15 protein-coding genes are annotated in these 15,939 nt (G+C 61.8%); 7 read left to right on the top strand and 8 right to left on the bottom strand.

Annotated features, from left to right (window positions below):
- Window positions 1-5 precede the first annotated feature (5 nt).
- Window positions 6-749: a metallophosphoesterase family protein gene (locus tag CBW50_RS16475; protein WP_086146568.1), complete on the bottom strand. Its 744-nt coding sequence runs from the start codon at window positions 747-749 to the stop codon at window positions 6-8.
- Window positions 746-1,318, bottom strand: coding sequence for a GNAT family N-acetyltransferase (locus tag CBW50_RS16480; protein WP_086146569.1), 573 nt, complete (start codon window positions 1,316-1,318; stop codon window positions 746-748). The genes CBW50_RS16475 and CBW50_RS16480 overlap by 4 nt, the downstream gene beginning before the upstream one ends.
- 186 nt (window positions 1,319-1,504) lie before the next feature.
- Here CBW50_RS16480 and CBW50_RS16485 point away from each other — a divergent pair, with 186 nt between their 5' ends.
- On the top strand, window positions 1,505-2,353 hold the full coding sequence (locus tag CBW50_RS16485) for a hypothetical protein (protein ID WP_086146570.1): 849 nt from the start codon (window positions 1,505-1,507) through the stop codon (window positions 2,351-2,353).
- Between the two features lie 6 nt (window positions 2,354-2,359).
- On the opposite strand, the gene CBW50_RS16490 is transcribed toward CBW50_RS16485, so the two are convergent.
- Together CBW50_RS16490 and CBW50_RS16495 are read right to left on the bottom strand one after the other, a co-directional pair.
- Window positions 2,360-2,869, bottom strand: coding sequence for a GNAT family N-acetyltransferase (locus tag CBW50_RS16490; RefSeq protein WP_086146571.1), 510 nt, complete (start codon window positions 2,867-2,869; stop codon window positions 2,360-2,362).
- A 140-nt stretch (window positions 2,870-3,009) separates the two neighbouring features.
- A complete protein-coding gene (locus CBW50_RS16495; RefSeq protein ID WP_086146572.1) occupies window positions 3,010-3,789 on the bottom strand; it encodes an acetoin reductase in 780 nt (259 codons plus the stop codon).
- Window positions 3,790-4,074: 285 nt separating this feature from the next.
- On the opposite strand from CBW50_RS16495, the gene CBW50_RS16500 reads away from it, so the two are divergent.
- Window positions 4,075-4,491, top strand: coding sequence for a hypothetical protein (locus tag CBW50_RS16500; protein WP_086146573.1), 417 nt, complete (start codon window positions 4,075-4,077; stop codon window positions 4,489-4,491).
- Here the strand turns inward: CBW50_RS16500 and CBW50_RS16505 are convergent.
- Window positions 4,488-4,970 (bottom strand): DUF1203 domain-containing protein, encoded by a 483-nt coding sequence (locus tag CBW50_RS16505; RefSeq protein ID WP_086146598.1) that lies wholly within the window; start codon window positions 4,968-4,970, stop codon window positions 4,488-4,490. The genes CBW50_RS16500 and CBW50_RS16505 overlap by 4 nt on opposite strands.
- 193 nt (window positions 4,971-5,163) lie before the next feature.
- Entirely contained in the window at window positions 5,164-5,673 is a 510-nt protein-coding gene (gene ssb / locus CBW50_RS16510) for a single-stranded DNA-binding protein (protein ID WP_076569341.1), read from the bottom strand.
- A 381-nt stretch (window positions 5,674-6,054) separates the two neighbouring features.
- Between ssb and uvrA the strand changes: the two genes are divergently transcribed.
- On the top strand, window positions 6,055-8,904 hold the full coding sequence (gene uvrA, locus CBW50_RS16515; RefSeq protein WP_086146574.1) for an excinuclease ABC subunit UvrA: 2,850 nt from the start codon (window positions 6,055-6,057) through the stop codon (window positions 8,902-8,904).
- A gap of 67 nt (window positions 8,905-8,971) precedes the next feature.
- Window positions 8,972-10,186: a hypothetical protein gene (locus tag CBW50_RS16520; RefSeq protein WP_139842549.1), complete on the top strand. Its 1,215-nt coding sequence runs from the start codon at window positions 8,972-8,974 to the stop codon at window positions 10,184-10,186.
- 203 nt (window positions 10,187-10,389) lie between these two features.
- Here CBW50_RS16520 and CBW50_RS16525 read toward each other — a convergent pair whose 3' ends face one another.
- On the bottom strand, window positions 10,390-12,261 hold the full coding sequence (locus tag CBW50_RS16525; protein WP_086146576.1) for a phosphoenolpyruvate carboxykinase (GTP): 1,872 nt from the start codon (window positions 12,259-12,261) through the stop codon (window positions 10,390-10,392).
- Between the two features lie 328 nt (window positions 12,262-12,589).
- Between CBW50_RS16525 and CBW50_RS16530 the strand changes: the two genes are divergently transcribed.
- Window positions 12,590-13,603 (top strand): D-2-hydroxyacid dehydrogenase family protein, encoded by a 1,014-nt coding sequence (locus CBW50_RS16530; RefSeq protein ID WP_086146577.1) that lies wholly within the window; start codon window positions 12,590-12,592, stop codon window positions 13,601-13,603.
- Here the strand turns inward: CBW50_RS16530 and CBW50_RS16535 are convergent.
- The gene (locus tag CBW50_RS16535; protein WP_086146578.1) at window positions 13,591-14,364 is read right to left on the bottom strand and encodes an L-asparaginase; all 774 of its coding nucleotides are present in this window, start codon (window positions 14,362-14,364) and stop codon (window positions 13,591-13,593) included. The genes CBW50_RS16530 and CBW50_RS16535 overlap by 13 nt on opposite strands.
- 155 nt (window positions 14,365-14,519) lie before the next feature.
- Here CBW50_RS16535 and CBW50_RS16540 point away from each other — a divergent pair, with 155 nt between their 5' ends.
- Together CBW50_RS16540 and CBW50_RS29775 are read left to right on the top strand one after the other, a co-directional pair.
- Entirely contained in the window at window positions 14,520-15,005 is a 486-nt protein-coding gene (locus CBW50_RS16540; protein WP_086146579.1) for an asparaginase domain-containing protein, read from the top strand.
- Between the two features lie 200 nt (window positions 15,006-15,205).
- Window positions 15,206-15,883 (top strand): PEP-CTERM sorting domain-containing protein, encoded by a 678-nt coding sequence (locus CBW50_RS29775; RefSeq protein ID WP_086146580.1) that lies wholly within the window; start codon window positions 15,206-15,208, stop codon window positions 15,881-15,883.
- Window positions 15,884-15,939: the final 56 nt, after the last annotated feature.

The raw sequence follows: 15,939 nt of genomic DNA on the forward strand, positions 1-15,939 counted from the left end.
ACACCTCAGGCGGCGCCGACGTAGCCCGTGCGCAAGGGCGTAACCCAGTCGGGCCGGCCGTTGGCCAGCGCCAGCCGGGCCGCCTTGTCCCAGTCATACTCGACCGCATGCAACTGCGCCGTCCAGGCGCCGTCCGCGCCCTGCTCGGCGATGGCGTAGCGCGCGTGCGGCGTGCCGTTCTCCATCAGGTGCGGATAGCCGTGGTCGTCGTCATACGCCTGCAAGCCCACGCTGCCCGGGTTGAGGACCAGCCGCCCATCGGCCAGGCGCAGCATGCGCGGCATGTGGGTATGGCCGCACAGGATCAGGGCCGCCTCGGCCGTCCCGGCCCGTTCCGCCACCTCCTCCGGCGTGGCGGCGCGGCTGCCTTGCGGCGTGACGCTGTCGAGAAAATACACGAGGTCGCTTGTCGGCGTGCCATGCACGAGCAGCACGTCCTTGCGCAAGCGCAAGGTGGCGGGCAGCGCGTCCATCCACGCGAGTTGCTCGGGCAACAGTTGTGCGCGCGCAAAGGCGTCCGACGCGCCCATGCGGGCCGGATCGCCGAACAGCTGGCGCTCATGGTTGCCACGGATGGTGGGCAGGTCCAGCGCCATCAGCCGCGCCGCCGTGGCGCGCGGCTGCAGATGGCCCGAGACGATATCGCCGAGGTTGACGGTCACGTCCACGCCCCGTTGCGCAATGTCGGCCAGCACGGCCTCGAGCGCGTCGAGGTTGCCGTGGATATCGGAAATGGCGGCGATTCTCATGTGGTGTCTCCTCCTCTGGCACACCATTCTGCGCGCGTCAGACGATACAGGCAATGCGCGCGCAAGCGGTGGCCGGGCGGCAGGGCCGGATGCTCGAAGGTGGCTTGCTCGCGGCGCATGCCCAGGCGCGCCATCAGGGCGCTTGAGCGCACGTTGGGCAAGGCGGTGAAGGAGACGATTTCCGGCAGTTGCAAGCGTTCGTATCCCGCCTGCAGGGCGGCCTGCGCCGCTTCCTGGGCGTAACCTTGTCCCCAGTAGTCATGGGCCAGGCGCCAGCCGATTTCCACGCATGGCGAACACGGTAATTGCACGGCGGGAATATGCAGCCCCGTCATGCCGATGAAGGCATTGTTTTCGCGCAAAGCCACGGCCCACAAGCCCCAGCCCCGCCCGGCGATCAGGCTACGGCAGCGCAGCGCCATGGCATCGCTGGCCTCGCGCGACAGGGTGGACGGGAAAAACTCCATCACGCGGGGATCGGCATTCAGGGCCGCGAACGGCGCCAGGTCGCTGTCGCGCCATTGCCGCAGCAGCAGACGCGGCGTGTCCAGTTCCATGATTTCCTGCATCGTTGACTTCCTCTCATCACCAGTCTTGACATGCGGTTTAGCTGCGGTAGGACAAATCCGACGGCCACTTGCGCCGTGCGGCTACGTGATCCAAAAGCAACAATTGCTACCATTTCCTCATTGCATTTCCGTACCAGCCGCCCCGACGTCGCGGCCGTTTTCACTTTATTTTTGAGGAGTAGCCCCATGTTTGCCACGCCCGTCCCCGCCCGCCTGTCGCCACCACGTTTGCGCCATCTTGCCTTGCGCAGCGTCATGATGCTGGGCGTCATGGGCATTGCCACGGCCGCCGCCACGGCGCGGGCGGAACCGTCGCCCGCCCTGGACCGCGTCAGCATCTCGGTAGGCGCTTTTTCGGCCGAGCCGCGCATCAATATCGGCGCCGACACGCAGTTTGGCCGCATCGACGCGCCCGAATCCAAGCAGAGCCACACCACGATTCCCCGCGTAAAAGCGGACTTGCTGATCGGCGACCGCCACGGCCTGGCATTCGACTACTACCGCTACGACAAATCCTACACGCCGACGCTCACCGGCGAAACCATCATCAATGGCCAGCCCGTCACGGGCACGGCCACGGCGAACGCCGATCTGAAGCTGGACCTGGCCAAGCTGGCCTACAAATGGTGGCTCGGCAGCGGCAACGACACCTTCGGCATCGGCCTGGGCGCCGCCTACTACCATGCCAGCCTGAACGGCACGGCCACCGGCGTCGTCAATGGCGAGACGGCCACGGCGCGCGATTCCATCGGCGAGCACGCGTTCGCGCCGCTGCTGGAAGTGGGCTGGCGCCACGCCTTCACGCCGGACTTGCGCATGTACGCGGAAGCGTCGGGCATCAAGAAAAACGGCGGGCGCATCAACGGCCACATCTACGGCGGCAATATCGGCGTGGAATGGTTTCCGTTCAAGAACATCGGCTTCGTGGCCGACTACGGCATCTCGAAAATCAAGCTACGCCGCGACAGCGAACGCAGCGCGGACCTGAACGTGCGCCTGACGGGCCCCTCCGCCTATGTCAAGGTCCGCTTCTAAGGCAGCTCAGGCCGCCGGTTTCAGCAAAGTCAGCTGGAACTGCGGCAAGTCCGGATCCTCGTACGCCTCGATCCTGGCAAACGGCAGGCACGCAAGCGCCTGCCGCCAGAATGCCTGCGCTGCGGCATCGGCGCGGAACACTGCCACCATCCACGTGTGCGCGCTGCCCAGCAGTACCCGGCGCACCACTTCCAGGGCCACGCCCCGGCGCCGGTATTTTTTCAGAATAAAAAAGTCGCTGAACTCCCGCACCGGCAACGCGCCCGCGGTGGCCGGCTCCGTCATGTAAAAACCCGCCAGTTCGCCATCGACCTCGATCCAGTGCGCCGTGTGGCCCGCTGCATGCACATACGACGCCAGGCCCGCATCGCACACATCGTAGCGGCCGTCGGCCAGCACGTCTTCGCCGCTCCAGGCGCTATTGTCGTAACAGTACAGCTGGAACAGCCGGGCCAATACCGCCTCTTCGCCAGGGGCAATGGGGCGCAAGGCGATGAGCTTGTTTATTGCATGCATGATGAACTTTCCCGCGCGGTGGCGTTGATCCAGTCTGCGATCTTATCACCCCGGCATCCGTGCAATGAAACCTTGATGCAAAGCAAACAGGCGGCGCATTCCATGAGTGCGCCGCCTGTTTCTTATGCGCGGTCAATACATCAGCGGTATACGAGGCCACCATCGATCAGCGGCGCCTGGCCCGTCATGTAGTCGGAATCCGGCCCCGCCAGGAAGGAGACCAGGCCCGCCACGTCGTCGGGCGTCTCGGCGCGTCCCAGCGCAATGCCGTCCACGTATTTTTTATACGTCGCCCCCAGCTCGGCGCCCGTCACTTCGGCCATGCGCTTGTCGATCTCGACCCACATGTCGGTGCCGACGACGCCTGGGCAATACGCGTTGACGGTGATGCCGTCGGCGGCCAGCTCCCTGGCCGCCGCCTGCGTCAGCGCGCGCACGGCAAACTTGGTGGCCGAGTACACGCCCAGCAGGGCAAAGCCGTCATGCCCGGCGATGGAACAGGCATTGATGATCTTGCCCTTCTGCCGGCGCTTCTTGAAAGTCCTGGCGGCCGCCTGGATGCCCCAGAGCGTTCCTTGCACATTGATGCGCATGATGCGGTCGACCTCTTCCGGCGTAACATCGAGCAAGGGCTGCACTTGCGCGATGCCGGCATTGTTGACGATGATGTCGAAGCCGCCCAATTGCTTCTCGGCAAACGCCACCGCTTCAGTGACCTGATCGAGTTGCGACACGTCGGCAATGAAGGTGACGGCGCGGCGTCCCAGCGCGCGCACTTCGGCGGCGGCCGTGTCCAGCTTCTCCTGGTGCAGGTCGACCAGCGCGATATCGGCGCCATCCTTGGCCAGGCGCAAGGCGATGGCCTTGCCGATGCCTTGCGCGGCACCCGTGACCAGTGCGACTTTTCCGGAAATACCCATTTGCGTTCCTTTCAATACAGGGAAAAAGACTTGCAAAACCGGTCCGGCGCAGCGGCGCCCGCGGCCGGTTCCGCAGCATAGAGACGCGTCAGCCTACCTGAAACTGGCATTTGGCCGCCGCTTGAAACGTGCGCAGCCCAAAAAAAGTACATGGATCAAGAAAGGTGGAAAAACCGTCCTCGATGCGGCCATGCGCGCTGGCGTACAGGCGCCTGGCAGCCGCCGGCGTAAGATGGGCGGCAGCACCATCGCCTGCCTGTCAATCCACGTGCAAAGGAAATTCATATGCCGCGTCGTCACCTGTCCCTCCGCGCCAGCCTGCTGCTGGCGGCCCTCGTGTTTGCCACGCCCGCCTGGAGCGCCGATCCTGTCCACAAGGAAACAGTGGAATTGACGGCAGGCCAAGCCGCGTACAGCGTGAAAGGCAAGATCAAGGGCTACGCCACGGCCGAATACACGGTCACGGGCAAGGCGGGACAGACCCTCAGCGTCAAGCTGAAAACCAATCAGGCGTCGAATTACGTCAATATCCGCCAGGCCGGCCAGGAGGAAGCGCTGTTCGTCGGTGCGCGCAGCGGCAACAGCTTCCAGGGGGCGCTGCCAGCCGATGGCGCGTACACGGTGCAGGTGTATCTGATGCGCAATGCGGCGCGCAGGAATGCCGTGGCCAGCTACAGCCTGGAAATGCGCTTGCGCGATTAAGCCAGGGACAGGCCAACGCGGTCGATGCGGCCCGCATAACAGCCCCGCTTGGCATTGTGGACGTGGATATAACTGACGTCCGCATTGCCGAATAATCGTGCAATGACGGCCTCGATGGCGGTGCCTTCCACCACCTCGGCATCGAGCATCATGCCATCGGCGCAATAGGCGCGCAGCGACAACAGACGCAGCCGCATCGATTCCGGCACCTGGTTGACGGCATCGTACGCTTGCGTGGCCCCCTCGCGGACAAAAATGGCGTGGCAAGCCCGGTAGGGCGTCATGGCCGGCTGGCACACATGATTCAACAACAGCACGGTTTCGCCCAGCGCGGCTTCCACCATTTCTATACGGTCAGGAAATCCGGGATGCTGGTCGACCACATGGCGCCGCATGCCGCGCGCCGCCAGCTCGGCATCGGATAAAGCAAAAAAAGGCAGAAAAGGTTCGGGCGACAGCCCCGTGATGCGAAAATCCATGCGGTTCTCCTGCGTCGTCAACACTGCCATCAGACCAGCATCGGAACTGCGCCGCCATCCGTTTCTTGCTGTGGAATGTGACGATCCGACCCGGATGGCCTTCTGCAGCCCCTGCCCGTAAAAAAAGCCTGCTTCACGGATGAAGCAGGCTTTTTATCGGCAGTCTCTGACGGCAGGCGTCGGAACGGCGTGCTTAGAACGGAATATCGTCATCCATGTCCGAGAAATTCGGCGCTGGCTTCGGTGCCGGGCGTGGCGCCGGTGCCGGGGCTGGACGCGGGGCCGGCGCCTGGCGCGGGGCCGGGGCTTCGTAGCCGCCGCCACCGCCGTAGCTGTCATCGCCGCCGGCATCGCCGCCGCCCATGCCGGAACGGCCGCCCAGCATTTGCATCTGTTCCGCGATGATGTCGGTTGCGTACTTCTCGACGCCGTCCTTGTCCGTGTATTTACGCGTTTGCAAACGGCCTTCGACGTAGACGGAGGAGCCTTTTTTCAGGTACTGGCCGACGATTTCCGCCAGGCGGCCGAAGAACGAGATACGGTGCCACTCTGTCAATTCTTTTTGTTCGCCCGTGTTGCGGTCCTTCGATTTGTACGAAGTGGCCACGGCGATGTTGGCGATCGCGTCGCCGCTAGGCATGTAGCGGATTTCCGGGTCACGGCCCAGATTGCCGACGATGATGACTTTGTTGACTGATGCCATGAATAACTCCTGATGAACGGCTGCGGGAGCCGGAGTCCCGCGCGTGAGATTTTTTTACCAAACGACGATTATAAGCGACCACGCGGCGCAAAGCATCCGCTTTCTAACGAACGCCGGCTACCGTGCGGCAACACGTTTTTTTCACGGCAGGTGAAAACAAGAAACTTGAATACTGGTATTATATACAGTGTTTAAACGTCTGCACGCATCTGTATCAAACTTTGCCGGGGCACGTTCAGCTGGCGGCGCAATCCGCCCGTGACTGCCTCAGGCATGCAGAGCAAAACCCGGCTATAGTAACAGGTTGACCCGTTGCGGCTCCTCATCTGGCAGTTCCCGCAATGCGCCGGCCGCACCACTCACTGAAAGCAAGGCAATCACATGGAACAGATCCGCATTCGCGGTGCTCGCACGCATAACCTCAAGAATATCAATCTCGATTTGCCGCGCAACAAGCTGATCGTGATTACCGGCTTGTCCGGCTCCGGCAAGTCTTCGCTGGCCTTCGACACCTTGTACGCGGAAGGCCAGCGCCGCTATGTCGAGTCGCTGTCGGCCTACGCGCGCCAGTTCCTGCAACTGATGGAAAAACCCGACGTCGACCTGATCGAGGGGCTATCCCCCGCCATCTCCATCGAACAGAAGGCAACCTCGCACAACCCGCGCTCGACGGTGGGCACCGTGACGGAGATCCACGATTATCTGCGCCTGCTGTACGCGCGCGTGGGCACGCCCTACTGCCCCGACCATCCGGAAAACGCGCTGGCCGCCCAGTCCGTGTCGCAAATGGTCGACGCCGTACTGGCCATGCCGGAAGACACCAAGCTGATGATACTGGCGCCCGTCGTCGCCAACCGCAAGGGCGAGCATGTGGACCTGTTCGAGCAGATGCAGGCGCAGGGCTTCGTGCGCTTTCGCGTGCAGAGCGGCACGCATGCGGCCAAAATCTATGAAGTCGATGACCTCCCGAAGTTAAAGAAAACGGAAAAACACACGATCGACGTCGTCATCGACCGCGTCAAGGTGAACCAGGAGATCAAGCAACGCCTGGCAGAAAGTTTCGAGACGGCCCTGCGCCTGGCCGACGGCCGCGCCATCGCCTACGAAATGGATACCGCCCAGGAACACGTTTACTCGAACAAGTTCGCCTGCAATGTGTGTGGCTATTCCCTGCAGGAACTGGAACCGCGTCTGTTCTCGTTCAACAACCCCATGGGCGCCTGCCCCGAGTGCGACGGCCTGGGACACATTGAATTCTTTGACCCGAAACGCATCGTCGCGTTCCCGAACCTGTCGCTGGCCTCGGGCGCCGTCAAGGGCTGGGACCGCCGCAACCAGTTTTATTTCCAGATGCTGACGAACCTGGCGGCTTTTTACGAATTCGACCTCGACACGCCGTTCGAGCAGCTGGACCTGAATTCGCAACAGGCCGTGCTGTACGGTTCCGGCAAGCAAGTCATTCCCTTCAGCTATGTCAACGAACGGGGCCGCACCGTCGTCAAGGAACACACGTTCGAAGGCGTGGTCAACAATCTGCAGCGCCGCTACCGCGAAACGGATTCGATGGCCGTCAAGGAAGAACTGGCCAAGTTCATCAATGAAAAATGCTGCCCCTCATGCGATGGCGCGCGCCTGCGCGTGGAAGCGCGCTTCGTCAAGGTCGGCACCGGCAAGCAGCAACGGGCCATCTATGAAGTGGCGGAAAAACCGCTGCGCGAAACGCTGGAATTTTTTGAAAAGCTGAAACTGACGGGCGCAAAAAAGGAAATCGCCGACCGCGTGGTCAAGGAAATCATTTCTCGTTTGAAATTCCTCAACAATGTGGGCCTCGATTACCTGTCGCTGGACCGCAGCGCCGACACCCTGTCCGGCGGCGAAGCACAACGCATCCGTTTGGCATCGCAGATCGGCTCCGGTTTGACGGGCGTCATGTATGTGCTCGATGAGCCGTCGATCGGCTTGCATCAGCGCGATAATGACCGTTTGATCGAAACGCTGAAACACTTGCGCGACATCGGCAACAGCGTGCTGGTGGTCGAGCACGATGAAGACGCCATCCGCACGGCCGACTACATCGTCGACATGGGCATCGGCGCGGGCGTGCACGGCGGCGAAATCATCGCCGAAGGCAGCTTGTCCGATATTCTCAAAAACAAGAAATCGCTGACGGCGCAATACCTGAACGGCAAGCTGAAGATCGCCGTACCGGCCAAGCGCCATGCGAGCAATCCGGAAAAGCAGCTGGTGATTACCGGCGCGACGGGCAACAACCTCAAAAAGGTCTCGCTGAGCTTGCCGGTGGGCCTGATGACCTGCGTGACGGGCGTGTCCGGCTCGGGCAAGTCCTCGCTGGTCAACGATACCTTGTATCCTGCGCTGTCGCGCCATTTGTACGGTTCGCAGACGGAACCGGCGCCGCACGAGTCGATCAGCGGCCTGGAACATTTCGACAAGGTCATCTCCGTCGACCAGGCTCCGATCGGCCGCACGCCGCGCTCGAATCCGGCCACGTATACCGGCTTGTTTACGCCGATCCGCGATTTGTTCTCCACCGTGCCGACGGCCAAGGAACGCGGCTACAGCGCGGGCCGCTTCTCGTTCAACGTCAAGGGCGGCCGCTGCGAGGCGTGCCAGGGCGATGGCGTGATCAAGGTCGAGATGCACTTCCTGCCCGACGTCTACGTGCCGTGCGACGTCTGCCACGGCAAGCGCTACAACCGCGAAACGCTGGAAGTGCAATACAAGGGCAAGAACATCACGGAAGTGCTGGGCATGACGGTGGAAGAGGCGCACGCATTCTTCAAGCCCGTGCCCTTGATCGCGCGCAAGCTGCAAACCCTGCTCGACGTGGGCCTCGGTTACATCAAGCTGGGCCAGAGCGCCACCACCCTGTCCGGCGGCGAAGCGCAGCGCGTGAAACTGTCGCTGGAACTGTCCAAGCGCGACACGGGCCGCACCCTGTACATCCTCGATGAACCGACGACGGGCTTGCACTTCCACGACATCGACTTGCTGCTGAAAGTCATCCACCGCCTGCGCGACCAGGGCAACACCCTCGTCATCATCGAGCACAACCTGGACGTCATCAAGACGGCCGACTGGATCGTCGACCTGGGCCCCGAAGGGGGCGCCGGCGGCGGGCAGATCATCGCCACGGGCACGCCGGAAGACGTGGCCGTCAACCCGGCCAGCGTGACGGGCAAGTACCTGGGGCCGCTGCTGCAGCAATAAGCGGCGCCTCCCTCTCAATCCCCCGGCCAATGGTCTTGCCCGGGGGATTTTTCTATGGGAAACTATCTTGCTCGGCAATCAAGCCGCTTCTTCAAGAGAGACCATGCAAACCAGACCATCGCCATTCAGCTGGACCCGCTGCATGGCACTGGCGTGCTTGCTGCTGCCGGGCAGTGTACTGGCCTGTTCCTGCACGGGAGATGAGCCAGGAAAATTCCTGCATGCAACACCTGCGACCAGCGCAGGCCCCGCGACCATCAGCCTGCCGGCCAATGCGCGCGGTGTCCTGTTTCTGCCTGAAACTTATCCGGAATACGTGCTCAGGGATGAAGGAAGGTATAGCATTGTCAGGCAACCCATCGCCCTGTCCACAAAGAATTTTCGTATCCAGGAGCATGGTTTGGGTCGAAAACTGACACCGGTCGTGGTACGGCTACGCGTGGAAAAGCAAATGGGGCAACAACTGCAAGGCTATTATCTGGCGAGCCCGGAAATGCAGCAATGCACCGGCCAGAAAAACGCTTCCCTGCCGATATGCCGCAGCTTGAACGCCGTGGACTCAGACTGGAGCGCACCGAAGCAACAACAAACTGGCGACAAGATCAAGCGCTTCGCCATGCAGCAGGGCTTGCGCGACATCAGCGAAGAAGTCGATGCAGCCTACGGCTTGTATCGGATCGAAGCCCGCGAGGGCTTCAAGCCTGGTAAACAATATGATATTGAGTACCACGATGGCGCACGGCGCCTGAAACTTGCCTTGCGCATGGAATCCCTACCGTTGAGTCTGAACCAGCCCGCCCCGTTTGCGATCCATCCGCAGGGGCCACCGGGACGTGAAATCCTGCCCGTGACGAGCAACGACGGCAGCTGCGGCAGGCGGATCAAGGTAGCGACCCAGCCATTGCGCCTGGCACTGCCGCCGTCCTACGAGCGGCATGCCTCATTGCTGCTATATTTCATGCAGCAAAAATTACAGCAGGCAGATCAACAACACATGGCGGCGGCAGGACAATTTACTCCATTTCATTATTGGCCGGCGCTGTGCACCAGTATTGCCTATGGTGGCAGCTTTCATGGCGAAGGACGCGAACTGGCAATCGGTGATTGCCAGTCGCCCGCGCCACGCCAGGTGAAAGCGTTTGCCGGCGTGCTGGAAGTAGAGGACCGCCTGCACGAAACGACGCTACTGCCGGTATCCTTTCCGGCAGCAAAACCTGGCCAATGCCCGAAAGTGAAAGATGACGTAAATCTGCGCTATTTCGTGCCGACCATGTTTCGCTGAACCCAAAAAGCCACAAAAAAAACGGCGCGGATTGCTCATGCAATCCGCGCCGTTTCTCTTTTTGCTAGCACCCCAGTCATTGCCGGCGTGTCATTTATCGCACGCCAGTCTTTGCCGGCGTGTTTCTCCCCCACTACAACTCTCCACACCTGACAAGCTGCTGCGCGGCGCGCTACGGCAGTCAGGTGTTGCTTAAAATCAACTTACGCAGCCAGCCGCTTTTCCAGCGCAGCCTTGTTGTCTGCCAATTCTTGCGGCAGATGATACGCGAGTTTTTCAAACAATTCCGTATGCAATTTCAATTCTTCCAGCCACGCCGCCTTGTCGATCGAGGTGATGGTGTCGAACTGTTCTTGCGTGAAGGGCAAGCCATCCCAGTTCAGGTCGCCATACTGCGGCGTCGTGCCGAACAGGTTTTCCACGCCGCCCGCCTTGCCTTCGATGCGCTCCAGCATCCATTTCAGCACGCGCATGTTGTCGCCGAAGCCAGGCCAGACAAACTTGCCCGCCTCGTCCGTGCGGAACCAGTTGACGCAGTAGATCTTCGGCAGGGCAGCCGGGTTGACCTTGCCCACCTTGACGCCCATGTCCAGCCAGTGCTGGAAGTAATCGCTCATGTTATAGCCGATAAACGGCAGCATGGCAAATGGATCGCGGCGCACGATGCCCATCTGGCCCACGGCGGCAGCCGTCGTTTCCGAGCCCATGGTGGCGGCCATGTAGACGCCTTCGACCCAGTTGCGCGCTTCGGTCACCAGCGGCACGGTGGTCGAGCGGCGGCCGCCGAAGATGAAGGCCGAGATCGGCACGCCGGCCGGATCGTCCCACGCCGCGTCGATGACGGGGTTTTGCGTTGCAGCAACAGTAAAGCGGGCATTCGGGTGCGCCGCCTTGGTGCCGGACGCCGGCGTCCAGTCCTTGCCCTGCCAGTCGATCAGATGGCTTGGCGCTTCTTTCGTCAAGCCTTCCCACCACACGTCGCCGTCGTCCGTCAGCGCCACGTTGGTGAAAATCGTGTTGTCGCGCATGGAGGCCATGCAGTTGTAGTTGGTTTTTTCGTTGGTGCCCGGCGCCACGCCGAAATAACCGGCTTCCGGATTGATGGCGTACAAACGGCCATCGGCACCGGGCTTGATCCAGGCGATATCGTCGCCGATGGTGGTTACTTTCCAGCCATTAAAACTTGCCGGCGGGATCAGCATGGCGAAGTTGGTCTTGCCGCAGGCCGACGGGAACGCGGCCGCGACGTAATGCTTCTTGCCTTCCGGCGATTCCACGCCGAGGATCAGCATGTGTTCGGCCAGCCAGCCCGGATTGCTGTCGGACGCTTGCGCTTCCTGGTAGCCCATGTTCGAGGCGATGCGCAGGGCGAAGCATTTCTTGCCCAGCAGGGCGTTGCCGCCGTAGCCGGAACCGAAGGACCAGATTTCGCGCGTTTCCGGGAAATGCACGATGTACTTGGTGCTGTTGCATGGCCATTTCACGTCTTGCTGGCCGGCCGCCAGCGGCGCGCCCACGCTGTGCACGCACGGCACGAATTCGCCGTCGGTGCCCAGCACGTCATACACGGCACGGCCCATGCGGGTCATGATCTTCATGTTGACGGCGACATACGGCGAATCGGACAGTTCCACGCCGATGTGCGCGATCGGCGAACCCAGCGGGCCCATCGAGAATGGCACGACGTACATGGTGCGGCCGCGCATGCAGCCGTCGAACAGGCCGTTCAGGGTGTGGCGCATCTCGCCGGGATCGGTCCAGTTATTCGTCGGGCCGGCCGCTTCTTTCGTTGCCGAGCAGATATACGTGCGGTCTTCAACGCGGGCCACGTCGCTCGGATCGGAGCAGGCCAGGTAGGAATTCGGGCGCTTTTCGGCATTGAGTTTTTTCATGGTGCCGCTGGCAACCATCTCGGCGCACAGGCGCTCGTACTCTTCCTGCGAGCCATCACACCAGTAGATACGGTCCGGCTTGGTCAGCGCGGCAATGTCGGCCACCCAGTTGATCAGTTTCTGTTGTTTAATATAAGCTGGGACGTTGAGTGCGGCGACGCCACCCATGACGGGCTGATTCATATTACCTCCAATACCAATAAAAGAAATTCTGGTCATTCCGGCAAGACAGGCAGCATCGTTGAGAGGTGGCTGCGGCTCACTGCGGGCGGGGTGCTCACGCTGGCAGGGCTCTGGGGTCGTTTACCTGGATCATGCACCCAGGCTGCAGGAACAGTTTGCGCTATAACTATAATCAGGAAGCTTTAAAAGTGCCGGCGATTGTACACCCGCCTAACAGCTATTCTCGCAAAAATGTAGGAGAATAGCTTGAGTAATGTAGTAGGCTATTCAGCATTTCCCGTATCCTGTTATTTCCCTACCAAATCCTCAATAAAATCGGCCATCCACCATGAAAATTGCCATACTCGATGATTACCAGGATGCCGTGCGCGGCCTCGATTGCTTCCAATTGCTCGATGGACATGACGTGAAAGTGTTCAGCAATACGGCGCGGGGGCTGGGCCAGCTGGCGATCCGCCTGGCGCCGTTCGACGCGCTGGTGCTGATCCGCGAACGCAGCAGTTTTAACCGGGCGCTGCTGTCGAAGCTGCCGAACCTGAAACTGGTATCGCAAACGGGCAAGGTCAGCGGACACATCGACGTGGCGGCCGCCACGGAACTGGGCATCGCCATCGCGGAAGGCATCGGCTCGCCCACGGCGCCGGCCGAACTGACGTGGGCGCTGATCATGGCGGCGCAGCGCAAGATCGTGCCGTACGCGCAACATTTACAGGAAGGGCTATGGCAAACCTCGTCGATCGAGCCGGCGCACAACACGCTCGGCACGGTCTTGAAAGGGCGCACCCTGGCAATCTGGGGCTACGGCAAGATCGGGCAATTGATCGCCGGCTATGGCCGCGCCTTCGGCATGACCATCCTCGTGTGGGGCAGCGAAGCGAGCCGCGCAGCGGCCGTGGCGGCCGGTGATACGGCAGCAGAATCGCGCGCGGCCTTCTTCGAGCAGGCCGACGTGCTGAGCTTGCATCTGCGCCTGTCCGACAAGACACGCGGCCTGGTAACAAGCGAAGACCTGGCGCGCATGAAGCCAGATGCCCTGTTCGTCAACACCAGCCGCGCCGAGCTGGTGGCCGAGGGCGCGCTGGAAGCGGCGCTGCAGCAGGGGCGCCCGGGTGCGGCCGCGCTGGACGTGTTTACGGATGAACCCTTGCCGCCCGGCTCGCCATTGCTGCGGCTGCCGAACGTGCTGGCCACGCCGCACCTGGGCTACGTCGAGCGTGACAGCTATGAACTGTATTTCCGCTACGCCCTGCAAAACATCGTCGATTTTGCGCAGGGTCAATGCACGCGCCTGCTCAATCCCGAAGCCTTGCAGCATGCGCGGCAAGCCCCTCAGGAGCGCTGAAAGCCCTTCAACAAGTCCGGCTCGCCCGTGAGGCGGATGGCGGGCGCGGGCAGCACATGGCGGCCGCGCCACAGGCCGGCCCAGCCTGGCGGCCAGGCGATATCCGGGCCGCCATACGACGCCACGCCGGCGCGCACGGCCACGACCGGCACGGGCGGCATGTCGGGCAAGGGTTCGCCCGGGGCGCGCGGCATGTCCAGGCTGTACATATAGTTGGGCAGCAAGGCGTCGCAGACGCGGCCGAACCAGTCGCTATGGTCATCGTCGCGTCCCAGCGCCTGGGCCAGGCCCTGCGGGTCGAAGCGGGCCAGCGCGTCGATCAGCTCGCCGGTAGAGGCGCCGGGCGTGTCGCCCCAGCCCATCACGGGGTTGACGTTGTAATCGGCGCCCGAGCCGTACCAGCCTTCGCGCCACGGCCGCTGCATCCAGTCGCGCGGCCCCGTAAACAGATGCCAGCGCCAGTGCAGGCCGGACGGCTTGGGCCAGGAATACAGATACAGCTTTTGATAGCCGGCCTGGTGCAGCTCGCGCACCATGGCCATCAGGCGCGCATGCGGCATGCGGTCGGGCGGCGCGCGGCGAAACAGGATCGCTTCGCCATCGGCAAACTGCACGTCGTCGGTGGACAGGTTCAGGTCCAGGGTCCGCGCCTCGCTGCCGAAACGGGCGGCGATCCAGCCCGTCAGCAAATTGACGGACGTGATCACCCCGTAGCCGCGGTGGCGGTGGAAAATGACGGTGCCGGGAGCGAGCGCTTTCATACAGGAATGTCGGGCCAGGGGGCGAGCAAAGAAACAAGTGTACTCACAGATGGCCGAATTTTCCAGAAGCGCCACGCCTCCGCAGGGCCATTCACGCAATCGTGCCAATCCACGATATCATGCCCGTCATTCTCCACTGACATCGTGACCACATCATGACTTTGCGCATACTCGCCACCGGCGGCACCTTCGACAAACACTACAACGAATTGAACGGCACCCTGGGCTTTTCCGACAGTCATTTGCCGGCAGCGATAGCCCGCGCGCGCATGACGGCGCCCGTGGCGCTGGAGCAATTGCCCCTGCTCGACTCGCTCGACATGCAGGATGGGGACCGCCAGCGCGTGCTCGCCTCGTGCCGCGCGGCGCAGGAAAAAGCCATCGTCATCATCCACGGCACCGACACCATGCGCGAAACGGCGCAAGTGCTGGGCGCGGCGAAGCTGCAGCAAACGGTCATCCTGACGGGCGCGATGATTCCCTACGAAATCGACAATTCCGACGCCCTGTTCAACCTGGGCTTTGCCTGCGGCGTGGCGCAAACCCTGCCGGCCGGCGTGTACGTGGCCATGAATGGCCAGATCTTTGCCTGGGACAATGTGCAAAAGAACCGCGCCGCCGGCGTGTTCCAGCCCCTGTAAGGTAATTGCGCTGCGGCAACGTCGCAGCGCAACAACAAAAACCGGCTGCAACATTTGCAGAAAAATAAAGAATACAGGCCATAATTTCCATGAGGAAATGAAAGAAGCAAAAAAACAATATATTTGTTCATAATTGCAATTTTTTCCTGTGCATCGATGCTATATTCGCGTCATCGACCAACCCCTTTCGGGAATTCATCATGACCTTGCGCAAATCGACTGCACACCTGTTTCCACTGGGCGCCATTGCGGCCGTATTTGCGCTGAGCAGCACTGCCCACGCGACGACCAGCCTGACAAATGAATATACGGTGACGGCATCGGCCAGCGCAGCAGGCGTGAATACCTGGACCTTCGATTACAGCGTCCTGAACAATAACCAGGGCATCGGCGGCCAGACCGGCCTCGATGGCTTCACGATCTTCGTGCCCGTCGCCGCCACCGTGGTCAGCTCCAGCGCGCCCGCGCCCTTCAATGGTGCGCCTGGCTACTGGTCGCAAGGCAGCAGCGGCCTGCTCGACCTGGGCGGCAATGGCTCGCAAAACCTGGTCGCGCCATCGGGCTATGCGGCCTACACCTGGTGGGGCCAATATACGCAATCGGTCTACACGCCCGGCTCGACCGCCAATTTCAGCATTACCTTGAGCAACGTTGCCGTTGGCGCCAATACCGTTGGCGTCAGCACGTATTTCGGCTACGGTGCCGCCACCGCACAATCTGCCAGCAATCAGTATGGCAATTACTCTACCTTTACCGGTACTTTCGCCTCACCGGTGGCCGCCGTGCCAGAACCGGAAACATATGCCATGATGCTCGCCGGCCTCGGCCTCGTTGGTTTCATGGCGCGCCGCAGAAAAGCAGGCCAGCAAGCCGCCTGATTTTCACTCTGCAGCACCTCGACAAGCCCGCTCCGCGCGGGCTTTTTTTCGTCCGT

Origin of the sequence: Janthinobacterium sp. GW458P (assembly GCF_002127585.1) — a bacterium.
GTDB lineage: Bacteria > Pseudomonadota > Gammaproteobacteria > Burkholderiales > Burkholderiaceae_D > Janthinobacterium.

Bases quoted from the DNA above. Each gene is read 5' to 3' on its own strand.
- CBW50_RS16535 (WP_086146578.1), bottom strand. From the start codon at position 14,364: ATGAAAGCGCTCGCTCCCGGCACCGTCATTTTCCACCGCCACCGCGGC.
- CBW50_RS16505 (WP_086146598.1), bottom strand. From the start codon at position 4,970: ATGGATTTTCGCATCACGGGGCTGTCGCCCGAACCTTTTCTGCCTTTT.
- CBW50_RS16500 (WP_086146573.1), top strand. From the start codon at position 4,075: ATGCCGCGTCGTCACCTGTCCCTCCGCGCCAGCCTGCTGCTGGCGGCC.
- CBW50_RS16495 (WP_086146572.1), bottom strand. From the start codon at position 3,789: ATGGGTATTTCCGGAAAAGTCGCACTGGTCACGGGTGCCGCGCAAGGC.
- CBW50_RS29775 (WP_086146580.1), top strand. From the start codon at position 15,206: ATGACCTTGCGCAAATCGACTGCACACCTGTTTCCACTGGGCGCCATT.
- CBW50_RS16525 (WP_086146576.1), bottom strand. From the start codon at position 12,261: ATGAATCAGCCCGTCATGGGTGGCGTCGCCGCACTCAACGTCCCAGCT.
- CBW50_RS16490 (WP_086146571.1), bottom strand. From the start codon at position 2,869: ATGCATGCAATAAACAAGCTCATCGCCTTGCGCCCCATTGCCCCTGGC.
- uvrA (WP_086146574.1), top strand. From the start codon at position 6,055: ATGGAACAGATCCGCATTCGCGGTGCTCGCACGCATAACCTCAAGAAT.
- CBW50_RS16530 (WP_086146577.1), top strand. From the start codon at position 12,590: ATGAAAATTGCCATACTCGATGATTACCAGGATGCCGTGCGCGGCCTC.
- CBW50_RS16485 (WP_086146570.1), top strand. From the start codon at position 1,505: ATGTTTGCCACGCCCGTCCCCGCCCGCCTGTCGCCACCACGTTTGCGC.
- CBW50_RS16475 (WP_086146568.1), bottom strand. From the start codon at position 749: ATGAGAATCGCCGCCATTTCCGATATCCACGGCAACCTCGACGCGCTC.
- ssb (WP_076569341.1), bottom strand. From the start codon at position 5,673: ATGGCATCAGTCAACAAAGTCATCATCGTCGGCAATCTGGGCCGTGAC.
- CBW50_RS16480 (WP_086146569.1), bottom strand. From the start codon at position 1,318: ATGCAGGAAATCATGGAACTGGACACGCCGCGTCTGCTGCTGCGGCAA.
- CBW50_RS16540 (WP_086146579.1), top strand. From the start codon at position 14,520: ATGACTTTGCGCATACTCGCCACCGGCGGCACCTTCGACAAACACTAC.